A 15,000-nucleotide genomic window follows, 5' to 3' on the forward strand; every position below is an offset into this window, starting at 1 on the left:
GATTACTCCGTAGTGATGGGCCGGGTGCCCACGATTTCAAGCGCATAGGCGTCAAGGCCCAGATAGCGCGTGTCGGGATTGTCGGTCAGCAGGACCAGTTCATGCAGCCCCATCGAGGACAGGATCTGCGCGCCAAGACCGGTGCGTTTGATCGTGCGCGGGCGGTCGTCATCCTCGGGGTCGAGCTTGAGGCGCGGGTAAGGATCGCGGAAGAGCACCACCGCCCCCCGCCCCTCTTCAGCGATGATCTGCATGGCGCGGGGCAACTCGTCCGCCGGGCTGGGGCCAAGGCCAAGGATATCTTCCAGCGCGTTGATCGCATGGGTGCGGATCAGCACCGGCTCGGGCGTTGAGATATCGCCCTTGGTCAGCACCACATGGTCGGTGCCGGTAATCTGATCGGAGAACACCCGCATCTGCCAGTCGCCGCCATAGGCCGAGGTCACGGTGCGGCTGTCACGCTCCACCAGCAGGTTGTCGTGCTTGTGGCGGTAGGTGATGAGATCGCTGATCGTGCCGATCTTGAGCCTGTGTTCGGCGGCGAATTCCACGAGGTCGGGCAGACGCGCCATTTCGCCGTCGTCCTTCATGATCTCGCAGATCACGCCGGAAGGGTGCAGCCCCGCAAGGCGCGAAATATCGACCGCGGCTTCGGTATGGCCTGCCCGTACCAGCACGCCACCATCGCGGGCGCGCAGCGGGAAGACATGGCCGGGGGTGGCGATATCCGCCGAACCGGATTGTTCCGAGATCGCCACGGCCACAGTCAGCGCACGGTCGGCGGCAGAGATGCCGGTGCTGACACCTTCCCGCGCTTCGATGCTGACGGTAAAGGCCGTCTCATGCCGGGAAGAGTTGTTCACCGCCATCATCGGCAGGCCAAGGTGATCGACCCGCTCCGCCGTCATCGGCAGACAGATCAACCCGCGCCCATGGGTCGCCATGAAGTTGATCGCCGCAGCATCGGCAAACTGCGCCGGGATCACCAGATCGCCTTCGTTCTCGCGGTCCTCATGGTCCACCAGAATGAACATACGGCCTTGGCGGGCGTCTTCGATGATCTCTTCGATGGGCGAGATCGCGTCGCTCAGCCCTGTCTCGACCGGTCCGGGTTTGTCAAATTGCATCGGCTGCTTCCATCTATCTGTTGCCCGGCTCTTAGCCTGACCCGCGCCGCTTGGCCAGAGCGCCCCCGAAGGGCGCGGCGTCACATCGCGTTCAGGCGTGCCACGTAACGGGCCAGCGTGTCGATTTCGAGGTTCACCAGATCGCCGACGCCTGCATCGCCCCAAGTCGTCACCTCCTTGGTATGCGGGATGAAGTTGATGCCAAAATCGCAGCCATCGACATCATTCACCGTGAGCGAGGTGCCATTCAGCGCCACTGAGCCCTTTGGCGCGATGAAACGCGCCAGCTCTTTCGGGGCGCGCAGGGTGACGCGGGTGCTGTCGCCCTCGTCTTTCATCTCGATGATCTCGGCCACGCCATCGACATGGCCCGAAACGATATGCCCGCCCAACTCGTCGCCCACCTTCAGCGCGCGTTCGAGGTTCACGCGTTTGCCCTCGCGCCAGTGCTGGCCAAGGTTGGTCTTGGCCACGGTCTCGGCGCTGATCTGCACCTCATACCAATCTTCGCCCAGCCCCACGACGGTGAGGCAAACCCCATCGCTGGCGATGGAGGCGCCCATGTCGATGCCGCTGGTGTCATAGCCGGTCTGGATGCGCGCGCGCAGGTCGCCTTCCTGCTCCAGCTTGGTCACGGTGCCAACGTCTGTGATAATGCCGGTGAACATGGGGTGGGCTCCTTTGCTGGTTCCGCGCAGTGGTAAACCCGGTCACCGCCACAGGCAAGAGCGGGTGACGCCACATTGTCGCCCCTATTATATGTTGGTTAAGAGGGCAAAACCCCACCGAAGGACCAGAATGACCGTGACCGCCACCCCGACCAGAACCTTCCTGTTCCTGCAAGGACCGCATGGCCCTTTCTTCAACAGTCTGGGCAAGATGCTGCGCCGCGCGGGGGCCGAAGTTTGGCGCGTGGGCTTCAACGCGGGCGACCGGGCCTTTTGGTTTCACCCGTCGACCTACATCCCCTATCGCGGCAAGGTCGAGGATTGGCCGGGCGTCTTTGCCAGCCTGCTGGATGACAAGCAGGTCACTGACATCGTGCTTTACGGCGACACCCGCCCGATCCACGCCGAAGCGGTGGCCGAGGCCAAGCGCCGTGGCATCACCGTGCATGTCTTCGAGGAAGGCTACATGCGGCCCTATTGGGTCACCTACGAGCGCGGCGGCTCAAACGGCAATTCGCGGCTGATGGAGATGACCATTCCCCAGATGCAGGCCGCCCTCGCCCGCTCGGACATGGAAGCCCCCCTGCCCCCGGGCCATTGGGGCGACATGCGCCACCACATCTTTTACGGCGCACTTTACCATTGGTTCGTGATGTTTCGAAACGGCGATTACCGCAATTTCAAACCACACCGCAGCCTGCCGGTAACCAAGGAATTCCGCCTCTACCTCAAGCGGCTCTTGCTGATGCCGGTGCTGGCCGCCGACCGCCTGCTGGCCACGCTGAAAATCCGGCTGAGCGGGTTTCCCTACCATCTGGCGCTGCTGCAACTGGAGCATGATTCCTCTTTTCAGAAACACTCGCCCTTCAACACGATGGCCGATTTCCTTGAACTGGTGATCGAAGGTTTCGCCAAGGGCGCGCCGCAGCATCACCACCTCGTCATCAAGGCGCATCCGCTGGAGGATGGCCGCGTGCCGGTACGGCGCGATGTCAAATGGCTGGCCCGTGCGCATGGGGTTTCCGACAGGGTGCATTTCGTGCGCGGCGGCAAGCTGGCGCAACTTCTCAACGACACCCGCAGTGCGGTGACGGTAAATTCCACCGCCGGGCAACAGGTGCTCTGGCGCGGCATCCCCCTCAAGGTCTTTGGCAGCGCGGTCTATTCCCAGCCTGAATTTGTCTCGGACCAGCCGCTGCCGGAATTCTTTGCCGCTGCCAACCGCCCTGACAACCGCGCCTATAAGGATTACCGCCGCTATCTGCTTGAAACCTCTCAGGTTCCGGGCGGCTTCTATGCCGCGCGCGGGCGGCGGCAATTGCTGCGCCAAGTGGTCGATATGATGCTCGCCGCCGAGGATCCCTATGACGCGCTGGAACAGGGCACCGCGGCCCCTCGGCAACAGTTGCGGGTCGTCACCTGAGTTAACCCATTCCGCCCTGTAGATTTTTCGCTAGGCTGCGCTAGATTGCAAAGCAATACGTCAAGACAATTGGCGATTTCGAGGCAGATATTTCAGGTCGAGGAGACCGGGCAGTGAAATCCGTATCTTTCCGGTGGGCGCGCCCCATCGCAGCGCTGGCGGCGGTGGCCGTCATCTCATCTTGTGGTTTGCCGCAGGTCGGGCCGAACAAACGGCAAATTTACGCAGGCTCCGTTCAGCGCGAGGGCGATGCCTTTGTCGTCAGTGTGAATGACCGTGTGACCCGCGCCACCGCCGTGGCTCCGGCGCTCGGCTTTTCGGAAAGCTTCAAGAACGCGGGCCGGGTCGGTTCCGACACGATCCAGCCGGGCGACATCCTTGGCATCACGGTTTATGAGAATGTGGACGATCCGCTTCTCGGCGTCGAAGGCGCGCCGGCCACCCTGCTGGAAGAGGTGCAGGTCGATGGCGCGGGCTTTATCTTCATCCCCTACGCGGGCCGCATTCGCGCTGCGGGCAACACGCCCGAGGCGATCCGCCGCATCATCACCAACAAGCTGGGCGAACAGACCCCCGACCCGCAGGTCGAAGTGCGTCGCGCCGCCGGTGACGGCTCGACCGTCTCGCTCATCGGCTCGATCGGGGCGCAGGGCGTCTACCCGATCGAGCGCCCGACCCGCACGCTGGCCGCCATGCTGGCCCGCGCAGGCGGTGTGACCATCATCCCCGAGATCGCACAGGTCACCGTGATCCGCGGCGGGCAACGCGGCAAGATTTGGTTCCAAGACCTCTATGACCACCCCGAACTCGACATCGCCCTGCGCCCGGGCGACCGGATTTTGGTCGAGGAAGACACCCGCTCTTTCACCGCGCTTGGCGCCACTGGCGGTCAGGCCCGCGTGCCCTTTGAATCGCAAAACCTCTCGCTATTGGAAGGCATCGCGCAGGTCGGCGGCCTGAGCCCGGTCTCGGCCGACCCCACTGGCGTCTTCGTGTTCCGCAATGAGCCTGAGGAGGTCGCCGAACAGGTGCTGGGCCGCAGCGATCTGACCGGCGCGCAGCGGATGGTCTATGTCACCGACCTGACCAAACCCAACGGCATGTTCATGGCCCGCGATTTCGTGATCCGCGACGGCGACACGATCTATGTGACCGAAGCCCCCTTCACCCAGTGGAGCAAGGTGATCTCGGCCATTACCGGCACGGCGGGTTCGGCGGATAGCATCACTTCGCTGACCGAATGATCCACCCCGGTGGCATTCGAAGCTGACCCATACCAATACCCCGCCGCCGGTCCCGAAAGGAGCCGGCGGCTTTTCGTATATAACGGTGGTTTCCTGACGCAGCGCCGCCTGCGGCGCATCCTGCAGCTGTCGGGCCATTCCCTGCGCCTTGGCCTGCCCGGGCCGGACGATGCGGTGGCGGTCTGGGGCAACTCCCCCACCGCGCATCGCGGGCTGGCCGTGGCGGCCAAGCGCGGCGCGCCGGTGATCCGGGTTGAGGACGCATGGCTGCGCTCGCTCCACCCCGGCCGCGCGGGCGAGCCGCCCTTGGGGCTTCTGATCGACAGCCGGGGGGCGCATTTCGACCCCGCCCAGCCCTCCGACCTCGAAGACCTACTGACCCACCACCCGCTGGACGACACCGCCCTTCTGGACCGCGCCCGGGGTGGCATGGCGCAGATGGCCGAGGCGCATCTAACAAAATATGCAGGCTTTGACCCCGACACGCCTGCACCAGAGCCGGGCTATGTGGTGGTGATCGACCAGACCCGCGGCGATGCCTCGGTCACCGCCTCGGGCGCGGATCGTGCGCGGTTTCTGGAAATGCTCGTTTTCGCACAAGAGGAACACCCCGGCGCGCGCGTCATCATCAAGAGCCACCCAGAGACGACACAGGGCTACCGCACCGGGCATTACGGCCCCGAGGATACCAACGAGCGGATCACCCTGCTGACCGACCCCATCAGCCCATGGGCGCTGTTCGAAGGGGCGGTTGGCGTCTATACCGTCTCCTCGCAAATGGGGTTCGAGGCGATCTTCGCAGGCCATCGGCCGCGCGTCTTCGGTCAGCCTTTCTACGCGGGCTGGGGGCTGACGGAGGATGAGTTCCCCGTGCAACGCCGCCAGCGCCGCCTCAGTCGCGCGCAGCTTTTCGCGGCGGCGATGATCCTTTATCCGACATGGTACGACCCCTATCGCGACCAGCTCGGCAGTTTCGAAACGGCCCTTACCGCCCTCGCCGCGCAGGCCCGCGCGTGGCGGGAGGATCATCGCGGCTGGGACGCATGGGGGATGCGCCTGTGGAAGCGCCGCCCGCTGCAACAATTCTTCGGAACGGCCACCCCCCTTCGCTTTCGCAAAGCCCCGGCTGAAGCCCCCAAACCGCCCCGCCGCGCCATGGTCTGGGCTAGCAAGGCCGAGGCCGCGCCCCACGGCGCGCTGCGGGTCGAGGACGGGTTTCTGCGCTCGCGCGGGCTGGGGGCCGAACTGGTCCCGCCCCTGTCGCTGGTCTGCGACGATCTGGGCATCTACTACGATCCCCAAGGGCCGAGCCGACTGGAAAAATGGATCGAGAAACGCGCCGAGTTGCGCCCCGATCAACTGGCCCGCGCCCGCGCGCTGATCGCGTCGCTGACCGGGGCGGGCCTCAGCAAATACAACCTCGGCGGGGCCGCGCCCGAGCTGCCGCCGGGGCGGCGCATCCTCGTCCCCGGACAGGTGGAAGACGACGCCTCCATCCTCACCGGCACGGGCGATCTGCGCAGCAACGCCGCCCTGCTGGCCGCCGCCCGCGCCGCAAACCCGGATGCCGTGATCCTCTACAAACCCCACCCCGATGTCGAAGCGGGCCTGCGCAAAGGGGCGACCGAGGCGGGCGATGCCGATCTGATCCTGCACCACGCTGACCCGATGGCGCTTCTCAGCCATGTCGACGCGGTTTGGACGATGACCTCCCTCTTGGGGTTCGAAGCGCTTTTGCGCCGGGTGCCGGTGGTGACCTTGGGCGCGCCCTTCTACGCGGGCTGGGGGCTGACCGAGGACCGGGGCGCTGTCCCGCCCCGCCGCCGCGCGACACCGACGCTTGAAGGGCTCGTCCATGCCGCGCTCATCGATTACCCGCGCTACCGCGACCCGGTCAGCGGCTTGCCCTGTCCTGTCGAAGTGGTGGTCGAACGGCTGGCCACGGGCCGCCTGCCCTGCGCGGGGTTGGGCAACCGAATGCTATCGAAGCTCCAAGGGGTCTTTGCCAGCCAGAGCCACCTCTGGCGGCGATAGCACCTAACCGGCTGCGTTGCGCCGCCAGACGTGCAGCAGGTCCGGCCCGATCTGCTGGCTGGATTGCAGCACGAAGCGCGGCGCCTCGGCCAGCCGCGACAGGCCAAGCGCCCCAATGCCGGGCAGACCTTCGGCCCCGATCACCAGCCCGGCGGTGAACCCCACCAGCCGGTCAACCAAATCCGCCTCGATGAGCGAAGCAGCCAAGGCGCTGCCGCCCTCGCAGAAAATCCGTGTGAGACCATGCGCCGCCAATTGCCGCATCACATCCTGCGGGTCCAACTGCGCCCCGCGTGCGCCACAGGGCAGCAGCGTCGCCCCAAGATCGGCCCAGGCTTTGACCAAAGCCGGATCGGCATCCGCGCCGTGGCAGAGGATCAAGGGCACCTCAGCCGCCGTGCGCGCCAGTTGCCCCATCAACGGCAGGTCGAGCCTGCGGGAGACGACGACGCGCGCCGGTTGCTGGGCAAGCCCGAGACCACGCACCGTCAGGCTCGGGTCATCCTTGCGCGCAGTGCCCGCCCCGACCATCACCGCGTCGTGACGGCTGCGCATGGCATGGGTCAGCCGCCGCGCGGGGGCGTCGGTGATCCATTGGCTTTCGCCCGTGCCGGTGGCGATGCGCCCGTCAAAGGAATTGGCCAGCTTCAGCGTCAGCATCGGGCGGCCCAGATCGGTGCGGCAGAAGAAACCGGCGTTATCCGCGCGGGCCGTGTCTTCGTGCAGACCGACCGAGACGTCGATCCCGGCAGCGCGCAACATCGCGATGCCGCGCCCGTTGACCCGCGCGTCGTCATCCTGCGTCGCGATCACTACGCGGGCCACGCCTGCGTCGATCAGCGCCTGCGCACAGGGCGGCGTTTTGCCGTGGTGGGCACAGGGCTCGAGCGTGACATAGACCGTCGCCCCCCGCGCCGCCGCGCCCGCCTGCGCCAGCGCCTGCGGCTCGGCATGGGGGCGCCCGCCCGGCTGGGTCCAACCGCGCCCGACGATCCGCGTGTCTTGCACGATGACGCAGCCCACCGCCGGGTTGGGCCAGACGTTGCCCTGCCCGCGCCGCCCCAAGGACAGCGCCAGCGCCATATACCGCGCGTCGCTCACCCTCTTGCCGGTCACTCTTCCGGCAGAGCGTCGGGCCGCAGTTCCTGAACGAATTTGTCGAAATCGTCCGCGGCTTGGAAGTTCTTGTAAACAGAGGCGAAACGCACATAGGCCACGGTGTCGATCCGGGCCAGCGCCTCCATCACGATCTCACCGATATGTTTCGAGCTGATGTCGGTCTCGCCCATGCTTTCCAACCGGCGCACGATGCCCGAGATCATCTGATCAATACGTTCGGGATCAATGGGGCGTTTCTGCATGGAGATGCGGATTGAGCGTTCCAGCTTATCCCGGTCAAAATCCTCGCGTTTGCCAGAGGTTTTGATCACCACAAGATCGCGCAGTTGCACCCGTTCATAGGTGGTGAAGCGGCCCCCGCAAGCTGGGCAGAACCGTCTGCGCCGGATCGAGACGTGATCCTCGGCCGGGCGGCTGTCTTTCACTTGGGTGTCGATATTTCCGCAAAACGGGCAGCGCATGGGCCGTCCCCCTCTTCATCCTGCCTCACTTGTGGGGCGCGCGGCCCTCTTGTCAAAACTTATAGGGGAGCCGCGAGGTTTTGGGTAGAGAAGATTTCCACAGCTATATCTTGCGTTCAAATATGTGTCATGGACCCAACGCCATGCCCCCGCGTTGGTCAGCGAAGGCTATAAACGGAGCATATCATGACCAAGACACTTTTCCTGACCGGCGCCTCCAGCGGGATCGGCGCGGCCACCGCCCGCGCGGCGGCGAAAGCAGGCTGGAACATCGGCCTCTTTGCCCGCAGCGAAGAGAAACTGCACGCCCTCGCCGATGAGATTGGCGATCAGGCGCTGGTATTGGTGGGCGACGCCACCGATTACGATGCGCAGAGGCAGGCAATCGACAAGCTCGCCGATCACTTTGGCGGGGTCGACGCGGCCTTTGCCAATGCCGGGCGCGGCACCAGCCCGGCGGGGACCGAGAATGGGGACCCGCAGGATTGGAAGGCGATGGTCGATCTCAATATCATGGGCGCGCTCTATACCGCCCATGCCGCAATGCCACATCTGCGCAAAACGACCGGCCAATATGTTGTGACCGGCTCTGCTGCCGGGCGGCGCCATATCCAAGGCTCGATTTATAGCGCGACCAAATGGTTCATCCACGGTTTCGCGGGCAATCTGGCGGATGAGATGGCCGAATGGGGTGGCCGCTGCATGGTGGTCTCGCCCGGCATGGTCGACACCGCCTTTTTCGACGAGGCCAAACCCGACAAGCTGCAACCCGAGGACGTGGCGAATGCGGTGATGCATGCGCTTGATGCGCCTGCGCGGGCGGCGGTGCGTGAAATCTATCTGATGCCAACGGGCTGAGCCCTGCCCACTCGCGCGTCAGTCGGGCCGGAAATGCGCCGCGATGCGCCGCTGATGCGGGGCGTCGCGATGCTCGAACAGGTAGATGCCCTGCCATGTCCCCAACATCATCCGCCCCTGCGCGACGGGGATACTAAGGCTCACCGGCAGAACCGAGGCTTTGATATGCGCAGGCATATCATCCGGCCCTTCTATCAGATGCGTGAGATAGCGCATCTGCGGCGCATCGGCAGGTGGCACCAACCGGGCGAAATAGGCCAGAAGGTCGCGCTGCACATCTGGGTCGGCGTTCTCTTGGATCAACAGGGAGGCCGAGGTGTGCTGCACCAAGAGCGTCAACAGCCCGTCCCCCTGCCCCGTAATCCAGCGGGCCACGTCATCCGTGAACTCGTAGAGCGCCTGACCCCGGGTTTGAATGGTAAAAACTGTCTGCATCTCAACAGGCTCCCCAACGCTGCGCGTCGGCGTCCCAGCACTGCCCTGCCGCCTCTTTCGCATCGCTTATCGCGAATAGACCCAGTTCCGTCGAACCGCTGTCGCAGGAAAGCGTGGCGATCTCGCGCCCGTTCTTGCGCACCGTTACGCCGCCGTCGCTGATCTGATCGAGTTTGTCGAAAGAACCGTACACCTCATAGGAAAAGGCACCATTTTGGAAGATCGTGCTCTCCCAAATGGCGCGACCTATACCCGGCCAAGGCTGATGCGCGACCTCCGTGATCGGGGAGCTCAAGGTCAGAGCGGGCGCGTCAGGCGGGCCGAAGCGGTAGATCACCTCTTCCCCGTCGAGACAGACTTCCAACTGCTTTGCCCCTTGGTCAATCGTACAGGTCAGAACGGTAGCGCTGCGCTGATGGCAATGGGCATGGGCTGGGCTGGTGCCGAGGGTCAGAAACAGGCTGGCGAGCATAAAACGCATGAAATCAATCCGTTGCAAGAATACGCGCAGGATAGGCTCGCCGCTGTCTGAAAACAACGGCTTGCGTGGTTCAGAAATCCCGCAACTCAATTATGCGATCCAGACAGAACTGCCGGGCATGGTGGCTGGGCAGGTTCTCTCCCGCGCGGTTGATGGTGACGGAATAGGACTTCCCCATGTCACCGCTCACCCGGTCAGGGTTGGTGCTGAAGACGACGCCGGTACGGCCCACGCCGCTCACCGACGGGCCGCGCGGGGTTTTGACATAAAGCCGCTCCCCTCGCGGGAGGCCCAGCACGTCCTGCGCAAACTCCGCCGCGGCGCACCAGATGTGACGCGCGCCCGCGCCGTGGTCTTCGATCACCTCGAACTCCTGTGCGGTGAGGGGCATGACGATCAACCAATTTTCGGCCCGGTAAGCCTGCGCAGCGGCCTGCAGCGGCAGCGTAAGGCAAAGAAGCGTGAGGACAGTTTTGCGCATCATGGGATCCTTCTTGGGATACCCCCTTGATGTAAGCGGCGCGGGCGGCAGGTCAAAGACCTGCCCCACAAAAGAAAACGCGGCCACCGGGGCCGCGTTTTGACTTATTGATCAAGGAAGCTGCGCAGCTTGCGCGAGCGGCTCGGATGTTTGAGCTTGCGCAGCGCCTTGGCTTCGATCTGGCGAATACGTTCGCGGGTCACGCTGAACTGCTGGCCGACCTCTTCGAGCGTGTGGTCGGTGTTCATGCCGATGCCGAAACGCATCCGCAGAACCCGTTCCTCGCGGGGCGTGAGCGAGGACAGCACCCGCGTCGTGGTCTCCTTGAGGTTTTCCTGAATGGCGCTGTCGAGCGGCAGCACGGCATTCTTGTCCTCGATGAAATCGCCCAGCTGGCTGTCTTCCTCGTCGCCGATGGGCGTCTCAAGGCTGATCGGCTCCTTGGCGATCTTCATTACCTTGCGGACCTTTTCGAGCGGCATTTGCAGCTTCTCGGCCAGTTCCTCGGGCGTCGGCTCGCGGCCGATCTCGTGCAGCATCTGGCGGCCGGTGCGCACCAGCTTGTTGATCGTCTCGATCATATGCACCGGAATGCGGATGGTGCGCGCTTGGTCAGCAATCGAGCGGGTGATCGCCTGACGGATCCACCATGTCGCGTAGGTGCTGAACTTATAGCCGCGGCGATACTCGAACTTGTCGACGGCCTTCATCAGGCCAATGTTGCCTTCCTGAATGAGATCAAGGAATTGCAGCCCGCGGTTCGTGTATTTCTTGGCGATGGAGATCACGAGGCGCAGGTTCGCCTCGACCATTTCCTTCTTGGCCTGACGCGCTTCCTTTTCGCCCTTCTGGACCTGCTGCACGATGCGGCGGAATTCCGAGATATCCAGACCGACATATTGGCCAACCTGCGCCATGTCGGCGCGCAGTTCCTCGACCTTGTCCGACGAGCGTTCAATGAACATCTGCCAACCGCGGCCCGATTTCTCGGCCATCCGCTCCATCCAGTTCGGATCAAGCTCGTAGCCGCGATAGTTGTCGACGAATTCCTTGCGGTTGATGCGCGCTTGGTCGGCGAGCTTCACCATGGCGCTGTCGATCTGCATGATGCGGCGGTTGATGCCGTAAAGCTGGTCGATCAGTGCTTCGATACGGTTGTTGTGCAGGTGCAGGTCGTTCACCAAAAGCACGATTTCCGACCGCAGCTTTTGATAGGTCTCTTCCTGCTCTTTGGTGAAAGAGCCGTCTTCGTTCAGCGTGGCTGAGATGCGGCTGTCCTGCATTGCGCTGAGCTTTTCATAGTCATCCGCGATGATGTCGAGCGCTTCCAGAACCTGCGGTTTCAGCGCCGCCTCCATGGCCGCAAGGCTCATGTTGGCCTGTTCGTCCTCGTCATCGTCGTCGTCCGACGAGATCGGATTGCCATCGGCGTCATATTCGGGTTTGGAGTCCTCGCTCTTGGCCTCCCCCCCGGCGGTGGGGGCCACGACCGGAGAAGTTTCCTCCTCATCGCCCATCTGCGTGCCAAAGGTCGCTTCAAGGTCAATGACATCGCGCAGCAGAATGTCTTCAGAAAGAAGTTCGTCGCGCCAGATGGTGATCGCTTGGAAGGTAAGCGGGCTTTCGCAAAGCCCGGCGATCATCGTGTTGCGGCCAGCTTCGATCCGCTTGGCAATGGCGATCTCGCCCTCGCGGCTGAGCAGTTCGACACTGCCCATCTCGCGCAGGTACATGCGCACCGGGTCATCGGTGCGGTCGAGCTTCTCGGAGGTGCCCGAAGACAACGCCACGTCGCGGTTGGACTCAGTGGTCGCAACCTCGGTCGAGCCTTTGTTCTCTTCCTCTTCGGCTTCCTCGTCTTCGATGATGTTGATGCCCATTTCCGAGAGCATCGACATCACGTCTTCGATCTGTTCCGAGCTGACCTGATCGGGCGGCAGCACCGTGTTGAGCTGATCATAGGTGATATAGCCCTTCTCACGGGCCTCACCGATCATCTTCTTGACGGCGGCTTGGCTCATGTCGAGCGAGTGGCCAGCCTCTGAATCGTTGCTCTTTGCGTCGTCATTCGTATCTTTGGCAGCCATCTCATGCTCCTCCAGCGCGTCAGCGCGAATCATCCGCAGACGATTCGGTTTTCCGAATCATGCGAGGTTATGGGTGATTCTTAAACCCGTTGCCCAGCATTTTCAAAAAGTCCTGCAAATGGGCCACGCCGATGCTCATCCGCGGCCCTTTGACTTGTCATATTTAATCGTTCCCAAGAGCGCGTCCAATGCGCTGCGCTCGTCGCGGTCCATCGTCATGCCGTTGTCGCCCACGTCGAACTCTCCGTTGCTTTCTTCCTGTGCGCTGCGGCGGGCAAGGTCGGCGGCACGGGCCGCTTCGCTCAAACGCCAGGTGACCCCCTCATCCGCCGGGCCGCTCAGGTCTTCGACGGCTTCGGCAATCTCTTCGTTCAGCCCGCGGGCGGCATCCAGTTTGGCCAGTTCCTCGGCCACGGTCAGACGGGTCATATCCACGTTACCGGGATTGCGGATGCAGGGCGTGATGGCAACGTGGCGTTGCCCCTTCATGTTTTCAAGGGTCTCCCAGCCGAGGGAATAGGAAATCTCCTCGCGCAGCGTCTCTTGCCCCGCATGGCCAAAGCGCAGCAGCAGATCGCGCAGCCGCGCGTGATCTGGATCATCGCAGCGCATCGCCTCCAACCCGGTCTCAAAGATCTCGACCAATTGCGGGCAATCGACGAGCGCCACAAGGATCACCGCCTCCCGCAGATGCATGCCCACTTGCTCATCGCTCATCGCCACGAGGGCCGAGGCTTTGGTGCTGGCCAGCGGGGCCAGCGGCGCGCCCCAAGCAGCGCCCTTCCCGCCTTTGCCCTTGCCGGGCCCTTTGCCGCCCACGGGGCGGAATTCGGGCCGTTTCTTCTGCGGGCGGAACAGTTCCCACCGCAGATCCTTGATCTCTTGCCCATAATGGCTGCGGATCGACGGGTCGCGGATCAACTTGATCTTTTCGCGCAGGCTTTTGTCCAGCGCGGCCTTGCGTTCGGGGCTGTCGAAAACCTTGCCCTCGGTCTCACGCTGCCACAGCAGGCGCACCATGGGCAGGGCGTTGTCCAAGAGCTTTTGCAAGGCCGCCGCCCCCTGCGCGCGTAGCAGATCGTCGGGATCCTGCCCCTCGGGCATCACGGCGAAACGCAGGCTCTGCCCGGCTTCCAACAGCGGCAGGGCCAGATCAATCAGGCGCAGCGCCGCGCGTTGGCCCGCCGCGTCGCCATCCAGCGTAATGATCGGCTCTGGCGCGATCCGCCACAGCATCTGCAATTGGTTCTCGGTGATCGCGGTGCCCAAGGGGGCCACGGCCCCTTCGAACCCCGCCCCATGCAGGGCGATCACATCCATATAGCCTTCGGCCACAATCAGCGGCTGCCCCCGCCCTGCGGCGGCGCGGGCGTGTTTGACGTTGTAAAGGCTGCGGCCCTTGTCAAAAAGTTCGGTCTCGGGCGAGTTAAGGTATTTCGCCTTATCCTCTGGGTCCATCGCGCGGCCGCCAAAGGCAATCGCCCGCCCCCGCGCATCGCGGATCGGGAACATGATGCGCCCGCGGAAGGTGTCATAGGGCTTGCCGCCTTTCGACGAAGGTTTCGCCAGCCCCGCGCCGAGGATCAACTCATCCGCCACGCCCTTGGCTTTCAGCGCATCCCAAAGCCCCTGCCAACTGTTCGGGGCGAAACCAATCTCCCAATGGGCCTGCGCCTGTTCCGACAAGCCGCGTTTGGCCAGATAATCGCGCGCCGCCCCCGCCGCCCCGGTGCGCAGTTGCAGGCGGAACCACTGCACCGCCTGTTCCATCACCTCGGCCAATTGCGTGCGTTTGTCGGCCTTGGCCTGCGCGCGGGGGTCTTGCTTGGGGATCGGCATGCCAACTTCGCGGGCGATGATCTCCACCGCCTCCATGAAACTCACATTCTCGGTCTCGCGCACGAAAGAGATCGCATCCCCCTTCGCGTGGCAGCCAAAGCAGTAGTAGAACCCCTTGCGATCATCGACGTGAAAGCTGGCGGATTTTTCCTGATGGAAGGGGCACGGCGCCCACATGTCGCCCTTGCCCTGATTGGACTTTCGGTTGTCCCAAATGACCTTGCGCCCCACCACCTGAGACAGGCTGGCGCGGTCACGCAGTTCTTCCAAAAATCCGGGGGGCAGGCTCATGGCTTCATATACCGGCTGGGGCAGTTCAGAGTCCAGAGGAGGCAGAGCGGCAGCGGGCGGTAAAACGCCCCTCTTGCCGGGCAGCCCCCCTGCCCGGCACGGCGTTGGTCAGCCTATTGGGCGAGGCACATTTCTTTCCACGCCGCGGCGAGATCGTTCTTTTTCACGTCGCGCATTTTCATCTCGTAAACCCAAGGGGTCACCAGCGGGATCGCGGTGTTAAAGCTTTCGGGCCATGTCGCCTTGGCCTTCACGGCGGCAGGGACTTGGCGCTCTTTCACGCGGTCGAGGCGGGCCTGCTGCACGGCGGCGACCACGGCGGCCTGATGCATGCAGCTCGTCTCTTTTTTCGAGGCCGCCAGCGCCGGGCCCGAGACCGCCATGCTGATCGCGGCCAATACGGCGAAAATCGTTCTGTTCATGTCTATGCTCCGTTGTTTGCCAAACGGGGA

Annotated in this window: 14 protein-coding genes; 4 read left to right on the top strand and 10 right to left on the bottom strand. The window is 63.7% G+C overall.

Annotated features, from left to right (window positions below; genetic code table 11):
• Nucleotides 1–2: 2 nt before the first annotated feature.
• Complete coding sequence (gene ribB / locus ACGYLC_RS14275) at nucleotides 3–1,127, bottom strand: 3,4-dihydroxy-2-butanone-4-phosphate synthase (protein ID WP_394423439.1); 1,125 nt, start codon at nucleotides 1,125–1,127, stop codon at nucleotides 3–5.
• An 80-nt stretch (nucleotides 1,128–1,207) separates the two neighbouring features.
• Entirely contained in the window at nucleotides 1,208–1,795 is a 588-nt protein-coding gene (locus ACGYLC_RS14280) for a riboflavin synthase (protein ID WP_394423440.1), read from the bottom strand.
• A gap of 130 nt (nucleotides 1,796–1,925) precedes the next feature.
• Between ACGYLC_RS14280 and ACGYLC_RS14285 the strand changes: the two genes are divergently transcribed.
• From ACGYLC_RS14285 to ACGYLC_RS14295, 3 genes are all read left to right on the top strand, one after another.
• Complete coding sequence (locus tag ACGYLC_RS14285; RefSeq protein ID WP_394423441.1) at nucleotides 1,926–3,218, top strand: capsule biosynthesis protein; 1,293 nt, start codon at nucleotides 1,926–1,928, stop codon at nucleotides 3,216–3,218.
• Between the two features lie 113 nt (nucleotides 3,219–3,331).
• Nucleotides 3,332–4,462: a polysaccharide biosynthesis/export family protein gene (locus tag ACGYLC_RS14290; protein ID WP_394423442.1), complete on the top strand. Its 1,131-nt coding sequence runs from the start codon at nucleotides 3,332–3,334 to the stop codon at nucleotides 4,460–4,462.
• A gap of 9 nt (nucleotides 4,463–4,471) precedes the next feature.
• Nucleotides 4,472–6,496 (top strand): capsular polysaccharide biosynthesis protein, encoded by a 2,025-nt coding sequence (locus tag ACGYLC_RS14295; RefSeq protein ID WP_394423443.1) that lies wholly within the window; start codon nucleotides 4,472–4,474, stop codon nucleotides 6,494–6,496.
• 3 nt (nucleotides 6,497–6,499) lie between these two features.
• Here ACGYLC_RS14295 and ribD read toward each other — a convergent pair whose 3' ends face one another.
• Both ribD and nrdR read right to left on the bottom strand, forming a co-directional pair.
• Nucleotides 6,500–7,579: a bifunctional diaminohydroxyphosphoribosylaminopyrimidine deaminase/5-amino-6-(5-phosphoribosylamino)uracil reductase RibD gene (gene ribD / locus ACGYLC_RS14300; RefSeq protein ID WP_394423522.1), complete on the bottom strand. Its 1,080-nt coding sequence runs from the start codon at nucleotides 7,577–7,579 to the stop codon at nucleotides 6,500–6,502.
• Nucleotides 7,580–7,608: 29 nt separating this feature from the next.
• Nucleotides 7,609–8,076 (bottom strand): transcriptional regulator NrdR, encoded by a 468-nt coding sequence (gene nrdR, locus ACGYLC_RS14305; protein ID WP_067264800.1) that lies wholly within the window; start codon nucleotides 8,074–8,076, stop codon nucleotides 7,609–7,611.
• Between the two features lie 186 nt (nucleotides 8,077–8,262).
• Between nrdR and ACGYLC_RS14310 the strand changes: the two genes are divergently transcribed.
• Entirely contained in the window at nucleotides 8,263–8,934 is a 672-nt protein-coding gene (locus ACGYLC_RS14310) for an SDR family oxidoreductase (RefSeq protein WP_394423444.1), read from the top strand.
• Between the two features lie 18 nt (nucleotides 8,935–8,952).
• On the opposite strand, the gene ACGYLC_RS14315 is transcribed toward ACGYLC_RS14310, so the two are convergent.
• The 6 genes from ACGYLC_RS14315 to ACGYLC_RS14340 all read right to left on the bottom strand — a co-directional run bounded on the left by ACGYLC_RS14315 (nucleotide 8,953) and on the right by ACGYLC_RS14340 (nucleotide 14,970).
• Nucleotides 8,953–9,369 carry a secondary thiamine-phosphate synthase enzyme YjbQ gene (locus ACGYLC_RS14315; RefSeq protein WP_394402248.1) on the bottom strand — a complete coding sequence of 139 codons (417 nt, stop codon included), beginning with the start codon at nucleotides 9,367–9,369 and terminating at the stop codon, nucleotides 8,953–8,955.
• Between the two features lies 1 nt (nucleotide 9,370).
• The gene (locus ACGYLC_RS14320) at nucleotides 9,371–9,850 is read right to left on the bottom strand and encodes a hypothetical protein (protein WP_394423445.1); all 480 of its coding nucleotides are present in this window, start codon (nucleotides 9,848–9,850) and stop codon (nucleotides 9,371–9,373) included.
• 70 nt (nucleotides 9,851–9,920) lie between these two features.
• Nucleotides 9,921–10,331 carry a hypothetical protein gene (locus ACGYLC_RS14325; RefSeq protein ID WP_394423446.1) on the bottom strand — a complete coding sequence of 137 codons (411 nt, stop codon included), beginning with the start codon at nucleotides 10,329–10,331 and terminating at the stop codon, nucleotides 9,921–9,923.
• Nucleotides 10,332–10,435: 104 nt separating this feature from the next.
• Complete coding sequence (rpoD, locus tag ACGYLC_RS14330; RefSeq protein WP_394402256.1) at nucleotides 10,436–12,418, bottom strand: RNA polymerase sigma factor RpoD; 1,983 nt, start codon at nucleotides 12,416–12,418, stop codon at nucleotides 10,436–10,438.
• 135 nt (nucleotides 12,419–12,553) lie between these two features.
• Complete coding sequence (gene dnaG, locus ACGYLC_RS14335) at nucleotides 12,554–14,548, bottom strand: DNA primase (protein ID WP_394423447.1); 1,995 nt, start codon at nucleotides 14,546–14,548, stop codon at nucleotides 12,554–12,556.
• A gap of 113 nt (nucleotides 14,549–14,661) precedes the next feature.
• Entirely contained in the window at nucleotides 14,662–14,970 is a 309-nt protein-coding gene (locus ACGYLC_RS14340) for a hypothetical protein (protein WP_394423448.1), read from the bottom strand.
• Between the last annotated feature and the right edge of the window lie 30 nt (nucleotides 14,971–15,000).

This window comes from Sulfitobacter sp. 1A12157 (genome assembly GCF_043557345.1).
Classification (GTDB): domain Bacteria; phylum Pseudomonadota; class Alphaproteobacteria; order Rhodobacterales; family Rhodobacteraceae; genus Sulfitobacter.